General features: G+C 63.5%; 8 protein-coding genes. 2 read left to right on the plus strand and 6 right to left on the minus strand.

Features of this window, described 5'->3' with window-relative positions; translation table 11 throughout:
• Positions 1-387 precede the first annotated feature (387 nt).
• Both AC1DKH_RS28060 and AC1DKH_RS28065 read left to right on the plus strand, forming a co-directional pair.
• Positions 388-2,130, plus strand: a complete 1,743-nt coding sequence (locus AC1DKH_RS28060) for an FAD-binding protein (protein ID WP_477799966.1) — start codon at positions 388-390, stop codon at positions 2,128-2,130.
• Positions 2,127-3,005, plus strand: a complete 879-nt coding sequence (locus AC1DKH_RS28065; protein ID WP_477799967.1) for an SDR family NAD(P)-dependent oxidoreductase — start codon at positions 2,127-2,129, stop codon at positions 3,003-3,005. The genes AC1DKH_RS28060 and AC1DKH_RS28065 overlap by 4 nt, the downstream gene beginning before the upstream one ends.
• 258 nt (positions 3,006-3,263) lie before the next feature.
• Here the strand turns inward: AC1DKH_RS28065 and AC1DKH_RS28070 are convergent, their stop codons facing one another.
• The 6 genes from AC1DKH_RS28070 to AC1DKH_RS28095 all read right to left on the minus strand — a co-directional run bounded on the left by AC1DKH_RS28070 (position 3,264) and on the right by AC1DKH_RS28095 (position 9,944).
• Entirely contained in the window at positions 3,264-4,844 is a 1,581-nt protein-coding gene (locus AC1DKH_RS28070) for a FadD3 family acyl-CoA ligase (RefSeq protein WP_477799968.1), read from the minus strand.
• Positions 4,845-4,916: 72 nt separating this feature from the next.
• Positions 4,917-5,663, minus strand: coding sequence for an SDR family NAD(P)-dependent oxidoreductase (locus AC1DKH_RS28075; protein ID WP_477760773.1), 747 nt, complete (start codon positions 5,661-5,663; stop codon positions 4,917-4,919).
• Positions 5,664-5,900: 237 nt separating this feature from the next.
• A complete protein-coding gene (locus AC1DKH_RS28080; RefSeq protein ID WP_477799969.1) occupies positions 5,901-6,983 on the minus strand; it encodes a 2Fe-2S iron-sulfur cluster-binding protein in 1,083 nt (360 codons plus the stop codon).
• 13 nt (positions 6,984-6,996) lie between these two features.
• Positions 6,997-7,752: a glucose 1-dehydrogenase gene (locus AC1DKH_RS28085; RefSeq protein WP_150759511.1), complete on the minus strand. Its 756-nt coding sequence runs from the start codon at positions 7,750-7,752 to the stop codon at positions 6,997-6,999.
• Complete coding sequence (locus AC1DKH_RS28090; RefSeq protein WP_477799970.1) at positions 7,740-9,419, minus strand: FAD-binding protein; 1,680 nt, start codon at positions 9,417-9,419, stop codon at positions 7,740-7,742. The genes AC1DKH_RS28085 and AC1DKH_RS28090 overlap by 13 nt, the downstream gene beginning before the upstream one ends.
• Before the next feature lie 9 nt (positions 9,420-9,428).
• Positions 9,429-9,944, minus strand: a complete 516-nt coding sequence (locus tag AC1DKH_RS28095; RefSeq protein ID WP_477799971.1) for a flavin reductase family protein — start codon at positions 9,942-9,944, stop codon at positions 9,429-9,431.
• Between the last annotated feature and the right edge of the window lie 400 nt (positions 9,945-10,344).

A 10,344-nucleotide genomic window follows, 5' to 3' on the forward strand; every position in this document is an offset into this window, starting at 1 on the left:
ATGGCCCAGGTCAGACCTGCCCGACCTGCATTTCAGGGGGGATGATTGGTGCTGTGGGCGACTATGGAGTCGCGACTTGCGCGCAACATCGTCCAAGCGGACTAAGCGATTTGTACGGGAACAACGGATTGCCGTAGGAGCTGACGAGTGCAACGAGGCTGCGATCTTTTGACCTTGCTTTGAAAAATCAAAAGATCGCAGCCTCGTTGCACTCGACAGCTCCTACACAGCTCCTACAGGGGATCAGGTGCGCTCCGGTCTGTGGCTTAGTCCCATCGGACGATGAACGCCCGGCGCGCGCGGCGAACAATCCCGAGACCGACTGCACCGGGCGAAGATCCGGCGGTGGCGGTTTCTGCCTGACGGGCGCTGAACAAGGGTGATCGCATGAACGCTGCCGGGATCAAATGGGACGAGTGCTGTGATGTGTTGGTGATTGGCTCGGGAGCCGGGGGCATGACCGCTGCGCTGCGCGCTCATGACCTGGGGTTGAATGCGTTGCTGATCGAAAAGAGCGGCGAGTACGGCGGCACCTCGGCGGTGTCCGGTGGCGGCATCTGGATCCCCGACAACCACAGGATCAACGCCATCGGCGGCAGTGATTCGGCGGCCGAAGCGATTGCCTACATCCGCGCCGTGACCCACGGCGAGATCGACGACGGGCGCATTGAAGCCTATGTCGAGCACGGCCGGGAGATGGTCGAGTACCTGGAACAACACACCCGCGTGCGCTTCGAGGCGCAACCGCGCTACGCCGATTACTACCCGGAAGTCGAGGGCGGCAAACCGGGCTATCGTTCGATGGATCCGCAACCGTTCGATGCCGCTGAACTCGGCGAAGAATTTTTGCGCATGCGCGCTCCGTCCCCCGGCACCCTGATGATGGGGCGCATGGCTATGACCATGAAAGAGGCGCAAGTGTTGCTGTGCCGCGGCCCCGGCTGGTTACGCCTGACCCTGCGGGTGATGTGGCGCTACTGGCGTGATCGCGAGGGGCGGCGCTTGTCCCGTCGCGATCGTTTCCTGACCCTGGGCAATGCCTTAATCGGTGCCTTGCGCTGTTCGTTGCAGGATCGCGGCAAGTCGCTGTGGCTCGACTGTGCGCTGGAAGAACTGCTGCTGGTCGGCGACCGGGTCGGCGGGGCGCGGGTCAATCGCAACGGTCAGTTGCTCAACGTCAAGGCGCGCTACGGGGTGATCATCGCTGCCGGTGGTTTCGAGCGTAATCAGGCGATGCGTGAGCAGTACCTGCCGCAGCCGTCCCAGGCGAACTGGAGTGCCACGCCGCCGAACAATACCGGCGACGGCATTCGCGCCGGCCAGGCCATCGGCGCGCGGACCGCGTTGATGGAACACAGCTGGTGGGCGCCGACCACTTACGTCAAAGGCGAAGAAAAGCAGCGTGCGTTGTTTGTCGAGCGCACCTTGCCGGGGTGCGTGATGGTCAATGCGGCGGGGGAGCGTTTCGTAAACGAAGCTGCACCCTACACCGATATCGTTTATGCGATGTACGCCAATAACCGCGAAGGTGCTGCGAGCGTGCCGTGCTGGATGGTGTTCGACGCCGAGTTCCGCCGCAAATATCCGTGCGGCGCCTTGCTGCCGGGCTATGCCCAGCGCGATTGGCAGTTGCCCGAGCACCTGCGCGACTACTTCCACAAGGCGTCGAGCCTGGAAGAATTGGCGACGAAAATCGGCGTCGACGCGGGCGGGTTGGTGCGCACCATGCAGCGTTTCAACGGCATGGCCGTGCAGGGTGTCGACGAGGATTTCCACAAGGGCGAATCGCTGTTCGATCGCTACTACGGCGACCCCAACGTGCAACCCAATCCGTGCCTGGCGCCGTTGCTCAAAGGGCCGTTCTACGCCGTGCGCATCGACGCCGGCGACATCGGCACCAAGGGTGGCCTGCTGACCGACGTGCACGCCCGCGTGTTGCATGAAGACGGCGAACCGATCAACGGCCTGTACGCCATCGGCAACAGCGCCGCCTCGATGATGGGCCGCACCTATCCGGGCGCCGGTTCGACCATCGGCCCGGCCATGACCTTCGGTTACCTGGCGGCCAATCACATCAAGCGCCAGAGCGAAACCGCTGCGGCCAAGACCTTGTTCGGGAGTGTCGAATGAATCACCCACGTCAACAGATCGCTGTCGTTACTGGCGCCAGTCGCGGAGTGGGGCAGGGCATTGCCCTGGCCCTCGGGGCGGCGGGCATGACGGTGTATGTCACCGGCCGTGCACCTGAGCAGGGCGGGTCGTACTTGTACGGGCATGCCATGCGCGGTTCGCTGGAGGACACCGCCGCTGCGATTACTGCCGCCGGCGGACGCGGTATCGCGGTGGTCTGTGATCACGCCGATGATGCGCAAGTCGAGGCGTTGTTTGCGCAGGTCGAAAAGGAATGCGGGCATCTGGATTTGCTGGTGAATAACGCAGCGTTCATCCATGACCAGTTGATCGAACCGGGACCGTTCTGGGTGAAGCCGCTGGACCTGGTGCGCATTCTCGACGTCGGCCTGCGCTCGGCCTACATCGCCAGCTACTACGCGGCACCGCTGTTGCTGAAAAGTACTCAAGGCCTGATTTGCTTCACGTCGTCATTCGGCGCCGGGTGCTACATGCATGGCCCGGCGTACGGCGCGCAAAAGGCCGGCGTCGACAAGCTGGCGGCCGACATGGCGATCGATTTCGAAGGGCAGGGCGTGGCGGCGTTGTCGCTGTGGCTCGGCCCGCAACTGACCGAACGCACCAGGATTGCCGGCGAGCAGCATGGCGAGCAGTACCAGGCGTTTCTGGCCCACGCCGAAACCCCGCAATTCAACGGGCGGGTGATTCATGCCTTGCTCAATGACCCGCAGTTGATGGCGTTGACCGGGCAGACCCTGATCACCGCCGAAGTCGCGCCGGGTTATGGCATCAGCGAAGCCGAAGGCCGCCAGCCACCGTCCTATCGTGCCATGCTCGGCGACCCGCGCCAGCAGCATCCGGCGCGGGTGGTCTGACTCGGTAGCAGGTAAAACATAAAACCCTGTGGGAGCGAGCTTGCTCGCGATGACGGCAGAACATTCAACATCTATGTCGACTGACCTGACGCTATCGCGAGCAAGCTCGCTCCCACAGTTGATCTGTGTCGGACGCGAAGTCTGTGTACACCCTCGAACACTGTGGGAGCGAGCCTGCTCGCGATGAGGCCGGTACAGCCAGCATTGATGTCGACTGACACACCATCGCGAGCAGGCTCGCTCCTACAGGGTTTGCGTTTAGTCGGTTGGCTGCAGTGCCCACTCGCGCAACACATTCTTCGTCACTTTGCCCGCCGCATTGATCGGCATGCTCTGCAATACCTGCACCCGGCGCGGAACCTTGTAGTTGGCCATCTGCTCACGGCACCAGGCAAGGAACCGGGCCTGCTCGATTTCCATCCCGGGCGCAGGCAGCAGGAACGCCATCGCCACCTCACCCATGCGCTCATCGGGAATCCCGATCACCGCTGCCTGGGCCACGCCCGGATAGGTCAGCAGACACTGTTCGATCTCTGCCGGGTACACATTGAAGCCGCCGGTGATGAACATGTCCTTGAGGCGGTCGGTGATGCGCAGGTAACCCTGTTCGTCGAGCATGCCGATGTCGCCGGTGTGCAGCCAGCCGTCGGCATCGAGTATTTCCTGGCTGGCTTCAGGATTGTTGAGATAGCCCTGCATCAGGTTGTAGCCGCGAATCTGCACTTCACCGGGAATGTTCGCCGGCTGGCTGCGACCGTTGTTGCCGACACAGCGTACTTCTACCCCCGGCATCGCCCGGCCGCTGGTGTTGGCGACCAGTTCCGCAGAGTCGCCGGCGCGGCAGATCGTGGCGAAACCGCAGACCTCCGTCAGGCCATACGCGGTGACGATGGTGGCGAATCCGAGTTCGTCGCGCATGCGGTGGATCATCTCCACGGGGATTGCCGCCGCCCCGGTCACCGCCACGCGCAAGGAGCTCAGGTCGAATTCACTGCGTTGCGGATGGGCCAGCAACGACTGATACAACGTCGGCGGCCCGGGCAACACGCTGATGCGTTCGCGCTGCACGCATTCGAGCACGGCCTGCACGTCGAACACTTGCTGCGGCAGGAGGGTGCAGCCACGCATCAATGCGGCCAGCCAACCGGCCTTGTAGCCGAAGGAATGGAAGAACGGATTGACGATCAGGTAGCGATCGCTCTCGCGCAAGCCGACGATATCGCTCCAGTCGCGCACGATTCGCAGGTTCTGGCCGTGGCTGGTCATCACGCCTTTGGGCTTGCCGGTGGTACCCGAAGTGAACAGCACATCGGACAAGGCTTGCGGGCCGACGCTTTGCTCGCGGCTGCGCAAGGCCAGTTGCGGCACGTCGGCCGCCAGATCCATAAACCGCTCCCAAGCCAGGGTGCCCGAATTGGCGCCGCGCAGACTGACGATGTGACGCAGCTCAGGCAGGTCTTCCGACGCCAGCATGCCGGGGTAGTCCGCGCCGAGGAATTCACCGATGGCAAACAGCACGCAGGTGCCGCTTTCGCGCAGGATGTAGCCGGCCTCGCTGCCCTTCATCCGGGTATTGAGCGGCACCAGGGCGGCGCCGACACTCTGCAGGGCGCCGGCGGCGACGATCCACTCCCACACGTTGGGCGCCCAGATCGCCACGCGGTCCCCGACCTGTACGTCGAGGGCCAGCAGTGCGCGGGCAGCCTGGCGGCGCAGTTGGTCCAGTTGTCGGTAGCTGATGACGTGGCCCGCGTCCTCGATGGCCGGGCGGTCGCCGTAGGCCTGGGCAGCGTTGGCGAACAGTTGAGCGATGGTCAGTGCGGTGGCGACAGGCGGCATGGGGCCTCCCCGGTTAGAAGACAAGTACGAAAAAGGGAGTAGGCCGGGCAGGGCGCCCGGCCGGATTGCGAATTACTGGGCGGGTGGGGCGAAACGGCGACCGGCGGAAAAACCACCGTCCACGGCGATCATCTGGCCGCTGACAAAGGATGCTTCGTCCGAGGCCAGGAACAGCGCGACGTTAGCCACTTCTTCCGGCTGCCCGGAGCGGCTGAGCATGTGCTGCGAGGCGAAGAAGGCGTGGAACGCGTCATTGTCACGGACCATGCTGGTCATCGGCGTTTCGATCAGGCCCGGGCACAGACCGTTGACGCGAATGTTGGCGTAGCCGTAGTCGATGGCCATCGAGCGGGTCAGCTGGTTGATGCCGCCCTTGGATACGTTATAGGCCACGTTGCCATCGCAGCCTTGCAGGCCGAAGATCGAACCGACGTTGATGATCGAACCACCGCGCTGCTCAACCATCGATTCCAGCGCGTATTTGCTGGTGAGCATGCTGCCGGTCAGGTTGATGTCCATCACCCGTTGCCAGGCAGCGGTGGTGGTCTGGGTCACGCTGCCCTGGTCGGCGACGCCGGCGGCGTTGACCAGTACGTCGATGCGCCCGAAGCGGCTGATGACTTCTTGCATGACCTGCTGCACTTGCGCTTCGTCGCGCACGTCCAGGGTCATGAACAGGCCGGGAAAGTCTGCCGGTGCGCTACCGATGTCCAGCCCGACCACTTGCGCGCCTTCGGCGGCGAAACGGCGCACGCAGGCCAGACCGATCCCCGAAGCACCGCCGGTGACCACCGCAACCTTATTCTGCAAACGAGCCATAACTGCACCTCTTTTATTGTTGTGGGCTAATGCTGTGGCCGAGTCTAACCGCAGACCGGGCCTGGGTGATCGTCCAATGAGACTAAGGCGACGGCGCGCCTCAGTCGGGGAATGCTGTTCACTGTAGGAGCGAGCTTGCTCGCGAAGAATGCAAGTACACCGCGTTCATCCAGGCTACCCGCGTCAGCGTTAACGTTCTTCGCGAGCAAGCTCGCTCCTACAGGGATATGCGTATCTTCAATCGGGGAATTTCAGGTGTACCTTGGCGCCGGTTGGTCGGCTCTGGCAGGCCAGGGTCCAGCCGTCGGCCAGTTCCTTGGGCGTCAGCACATCGTTGCGCGCCAACTGAACCTCGCCTTCCTTGACCACGCACATGCAGGCCCCGCAAAAACCTTCTTCACAGGACGATGGCACGTCCAGGCCGGCCGCTTTGCAACTTTGCAGCAGGCTGTCGCCGGGACGACAGGCAATTTCGTGTTGCTGGCCATCGAGTTCGACGATCAGCGCTTCGCACTGCGACCCCATGGCTGCCTCGCGGGCGAGGGCTTCTTCGGCCAACAGTTCGTCGGGGTCCGGCGGCGAGACGAAACGTTCGACATGGATCCGCTCAGCCGCTTCGCCCAGTGCCAGCAGCGTGCGCTCCACGGTGTCCATGAACGGTCCCGGCCCGCAGATGAAGTAGTCGCCACCGGCCGATCCGCGCAGCAGATGACGGACCTGATGGTCCGTCAGGAAGCCCTGCACCGAATCGAGGACGTGCACCACGTGCAGTTGATCAGGATGCGCCTTGATCAACCGGCACAGCTCGTCCTTGAATATCACCGACACTTCATCGCGGTTGGCATAGATCAATTTGATCGGCCGCCGACTGCTGTGCAGCACTGATTTGAGAATGGAAAACACCGGGGTGATGCCCGAACCGCCCCCGAACAGGACCAGGGGCTTTTCGGTGTCCGCCTGCGGGTCCAGGCAGAAATGCCCGGCCGGTGGCAGCACTTCCAGCCAGTCGCCGACCTGCACTTGGTTCATCCAGTTCGACACCCGGCCGCCGTCGACCCGTTTCACCGTGACCTTGGGCAGTGCGTCCGCGAGGGGCGAACTGGCCATGGAGTAGCAGCGGGTCAACAGTTTGCCGGCGAAGGGCACACGAAAACTCAGGAACTGGCCCGGTTTGTAGCGAAAGCGCTCACGCAGGGTTGGCGGTATGTCCAGCACCAGCGAGCGCGCGTCAGCGGTCTCGTCGATCACCGCGCACACTTGCAATGAGACGCTTGCCGTCGTGTGTTCGGCCGGGGTCAGGTTCTGTTGTTGCGTGCCCATGTTCACCTCGGCCTCAGAGCCCGCTGATCAGTTGGGCGTTGTCGACGCGGATCTCGGCACCGTTGACGAACCGCGACTCGTCGGCGGCAAGGAACAGCACCACGTTGGCAATGTCCCGTGGCGCGGCCATGCGGTTCATCGGGTCCTGGTCCAGCGCTTCCTGCGGGATCGGCTGACCACCGGCGAGGGCCTGGGTCATCGGCGTGTTCACGCCATCCGGGTGCACGCTGTTGCAGCGGATGCGGTAGCCCTGCTGCTTGCAGTGCAAGGCAATGGAACGGGTCATCGCCGCCACCGCGCCTTTGGACGCCGAGTAGGCGCAGAACATCGGCATCGCGCCCAATGCTGCCACCGACGACATGTTGATGATCGAGCCGCCGCCGGTTTCCTTCATGGCCTGGATCGCGTACTTGCAGCCAAGGAAGTAGCCTTCGCCGTTGATTTTCTGCACCTTCTGCCACAGCTCCAGCGTGGTGTCTTCGATGCTGCCCAGCGCGAGGATCGCGGCGTTGTTGACCAGTACATCGAGACGGCCGAAGTGTTCGACGGTGGTCTTGACCACCTGTTGCCAATCGCTTTCGCTGGCGATGTCGTGGCGGATGAACAGCGCGTTGGCGCCGATTTCCGCAGCCACCTGGCGACCGGCCTCTTCATTGAGGTCGGTCAGTACCACTTTGGCGCCTTCGCGGGCCAGCAGCAGGGCGTCTTCGCGACCGATGCCGCTGGCGGCGCCGGTGATGATGCAGACTTTGCCTTCTACACGTTGCATTGTTGTTCTCCTGATCGTGCGGTTTGAAGTGCGAATTGGTCGGCCACGTGGGCGGCTGCCCGGCGACCGGAATAAATGCAGTCGGCCAGGGACAGGCCGGAGACATACAGGTTGGAGGCGACCCCGACCGCATTGCGGCCGGCGCTGTAGAGACCGTTTATTGGCTGGCCGGCGTGGTCCAGCACCCGACCGCTGTCCTCGCAGACCTTCAGCCCGCCCAGGGTGATGACCGGGCAGGGGAAGAGTTTGCTGTCGAAAGACAAGTCGAGGGCGTACCACGGGCCTTGGTCGAGGTCGGTGAGCATGGCGGCGGATTTGCCGAACTCGTCGGCGACCTCACCGCGTGCTGCGCGGGAATAGCGTTCGACACTTTGGCGCAGCAGTTCGGGCGGCAGGTTGCAGCGTTTGGCCAGGCCGGCGAGGCTGTTGCTGCGCTTGGCGTTGAACAGCAGATTGAGTAGCACCGGCAGACGCTGGAAATTCCAGACTTTGCCGGGGCCGACCTGGCTGAGTGCTTCTCGAACCAGCGCCCGATTGAGAATCAGAATGGCGCGGCCATCCTGTTCTTCGACCATGGCGTGGCCGAGGGTCGCGCCGTAGATTTCTTCGTTGGCATAACGCTGTCCGCGAGCATTGACGATCAGCCCGCGAGCCCAGGCCAGTGGCGGGTTGATGAAACGCCAGGCGCTGACCTTGTCCATCCGCGCCACGCTGCCGCCAGCACTTTGGCCAAGGGCGATGCCGCTGCCGTTGCAACCGGTGGCGCCCAGCGGCAGACCGGCCAGGTACTGCGGCGCGTGTTGGCGCACCAGATCGCGATTGAAGATAAAACCGCCGCTGCTCAGCAACACCGCCTGTTCGGCGCGAATCAATTGCCGAATGGCGCTGGTCTGTTCGATGCGACGCTGACGGGCGCGCAAGCGGTCGGCCAACGCCGGAGCGTACATATGAATGGCGGCGGCCCAGCGTGACAGACGCGCATGTTGTTCGGCGGCGCGGCTACCCGACGGCAATTGCCAGGCTTCGACACCGAGGACCTTGTCGTCGAGGTCGAGCACCAGTCGCCGCACTTCGCACTGGCTGCGCAGGCGCGCGCCGTGACGCAAGGCGCTGGCCTTGAGCGGGGCGAACAGGCTGGCGCCGGACATGCCCGGGCCTTTGGTGCGGTGGCCACGGGGCGTCGGCTTGGCGCTGGCGGCATAGGCCGGCACGGCTTCGTTGCCGGAGTAATAGAGGTAGTACTGGTCACTCGGGTACGAGGTTTTGTGCGGCGGGACGCTTGCCTCGAACGCCGCGCCTTGACGCTCCAGCCAGGCCAGTTGCTCGCGGCTGCCTTCACAGAACGCCCGCAATGTCTCGTGGCTGACGGCCTCGCCGACTTCTTGACGCAGGTAATTGAACATGGCTTCGCTGGTGTCTTCATAGCCAGCCTGATGCTGATACGGCGTACCGCCGCCGGCATAGACCACGCCACCGCTCAGCGCCGTGGCGCCGCCGCCTTCGAAGCGATCCAGCGCCAACACTGCGAGTCCGCGGCTGGCGGCCTCGATGGCAGCACAGGCGCCGGCACCGCCAAAACCCACCACCAGTAAATCGCAGCGGTCATCCCATGGCAACTGGTCGGCGCTGTTCACTCGCAGCGCCGTCAACCCGTTCACGCCGTCCATGTCCGGGCCTCAGCCAGCAACAGCGAAAGAAGGTGTCGGTTTGGCGGTGGTGGTGTAGCTGCCGTCGAGGTAGACCAGCGGCGTGATTTCGTCGGTAGTGTGGATCTGCAGAATGCGCCCGATGAACACCGTGTGGGTGCCGTAGCTGAAGTGGCCGTCCTGACGGCAGAGAAGCGCCGACTGCGCGTCACCCAAGTACGGAATGCCGCCGGGGCTGGTCAGCCAATTGCCACGGTCGAAGCGCGCTTCGCCCTTGATTGCACCACTGCACAGGTTGGCCAGGTCCTGTTGTTCAACGCCGAGGATGTTGACGCAGAAGTCGGCGCCGGTCGCCAGTGCAGCGTGGGGCGAGGCGGTCTTGTTGACGCAGATCAGCAGCGATGGTGGTTCGGTGCTCAGCGAGTCGACTGCGGTGGCGGCCATGGCGAAGCGTTCGGAGCCGTTGCTGGTGCTGATAATGGTGACTGACTTGGCCAGGCGGCGCATGGCCTGGAGCATGTCGGCTTTGAGATTGACGTCGTTCATCGCACTGGGCCTTTTTGTTGGTTGGGGAGTGCGATGGATTCTTGCTCTGACGTCCAGTTGTCACATCGTCCGAGGGGACTAGGCCTTGGCGGCCTCTGGGCCGACCAGGCTGGTGGTTTGGGTTGTGTACATATCCATTGCTGCGGTAACGGCGGCTTATGGTTTCGCCCTTACGGCGAGTCCCTTTGGCAAACGCCCCAAAGGAACCAAAGGTCTCGCCCCTTACGTACGGCCCCTCGCTAAGGCTCGGGGTTCCTTCGCTCCGGTATTCATCCGGGGGCATTGCCCTCCGGTCGGCTTCGCTTCGACCTACATGCAATGAGTTCGACTGCGTCGAACGGCGCTGCGCGCCCATCCCCGGATGAACACCTCCGCTCAGCCTTCCGAGGGGGCGGGTGGA

Source organism: Pseudomonas sp. 05L36 (assembly GCF_056398125.1).

Coding starts and splice junctions, on each gene's coding strand:
- AC1DKH_RS28060 (WP_477799966.1), top strand. CDS start 388: ATGAACGCTGCCGGGATCAAATGGGACGAGTGCTGTGATGTGTTGGTG.
- AC1DKH_RS28065 (WP_477799967.1), top strand. CDS start 2,127: ATGAATCACCCACGTCAACAGATCGCTGTCGTTACTGGCGCCAGTCGC.
- AC1DKH_RS28070 (WP_477799968.1), bottom strand. CDS start 4,844: ATGCCGCCTGTCGCCACCGCACTGACCATCGCTCAACTGTTCGCCAAC.
- AC1DKH_RS28075 (WP_477760773.1), bottom strand. CDS start 5,663: ATGGCTCGTTTGCAGAATAAGGTTGCGGTGGTCACCGGCGGTGCTTCG.
- AC1DKH_RS28080 (WP_477799969.1), bottom strand. CDS start 6,983: ATGGGCACGCAACAACAGAACCTGACCCCGGCCGAACACACGACGGCA.
- AC1DKH_RS28085 (WP_150759511.1), bottom strand. CDS start 7,752: ATGCAACGTGTAGAAGGCAAAGTCTGCATCATCACCGGCGCCGCCAGC.
- AC1DKH_RS28090 (WP_477799970.1), bottom strand. CDS start 9,419: ATGGACGGCGTGAACGGGTTGACGGCGCTGCGAGTGAACAGCGCCGAC.
- AC1DKH_RS28095 (WP_477799971.1), bottom strand. CDS start 9,944: ATGAACGACGTCAATCTCAAAGCCGACATGCTCCAGGCCATGCGCCGC.